The sequence below is a fragment of the Tsukamurella conjunctivitidis genome (genome assembly GCF_007858475.1).
GTDB classification, from domain to species: Bacteria; Actinomycetota; Actinomycetes; order Mycobacteriales; family Mycobacteriaceae; genus Tsukamurella; species Tsukamurella conjunctivitidis.
This window is the reverse complement of the sequence record NZ_VIGX01000145.1, coordinates 1-630: the sequence shown is the minus strand read 5'-3', so window position 1 is coordinate 630 and position 630 is coordinate 1. Positions and strand designations below refer to the sequence as shown.

Annotated in this window: 1 pseudogene; it reads right to left on the bottom strand. The window is 70.0% G+C overall.

What is annotated here, in order from left to right:
• Positions 1 to 313: 313 nt before the first annotated feature.
• Positions 314 to 630, bottom strand: a pseudogene (locus FK530_RS24765) (hypothetical protein); the annotation flags it as partial.

Below are 630 nucleotides of genomic sequence, written 5' to 3'. Positions count from 1 at the left end.
ACTTGTGTATCCCACACCCAAGTCGGGTGTCCCGCTCCCGACTCACATGTGTGGCCCCACGTTCCTGTGGCCGGCCGGGGCCGCAGTGGGCCGAGCGGGAGTCGGCGGCGCGTCTGGTCGACGAGGGCGACGCAGTGATGCACCACTGGCCTGCGGAGTGCGACTTCACCCTTGTCCACGAGCAAATGCACTGGCCCGTTGAGGTGCTGACCGGTGTGTGGTGCGTGGTGGTCGCCCTCGTACGCATTGGAGCGCAACGTCGGGGAGCGCAGGCGCAGGAAGTGGATCCGCCCCCGTGCGGGGAGCGGAGGAGTCAGAAGGAGGAACCGCCTCCTCCGCCGAATCCGCCGCCTCCGCCCCCGCCGAATCCGCCGAAGCTGCTCCCGCCGCCTCCACCGAAGCCCCCGAACCCGCCGCCACCGAAGCCGCCCCGGTGCGAGTCGTGGTCGTTGCCGCCCCAGGAGGAGCCTCCACCTGAGTGGTTGCCCATGAAGATCGACCAGAGCAGCAAGTTCCCCCAGGACACTCCGGAGTCGCCACCCAGGCCACCGCCGAATCCGCCGCCCATGGCGCCCTGGGTGCTTGAGGTGCTCCGCAGGACGGAGCGCGCGGTCGACTCCGCGTCAATGG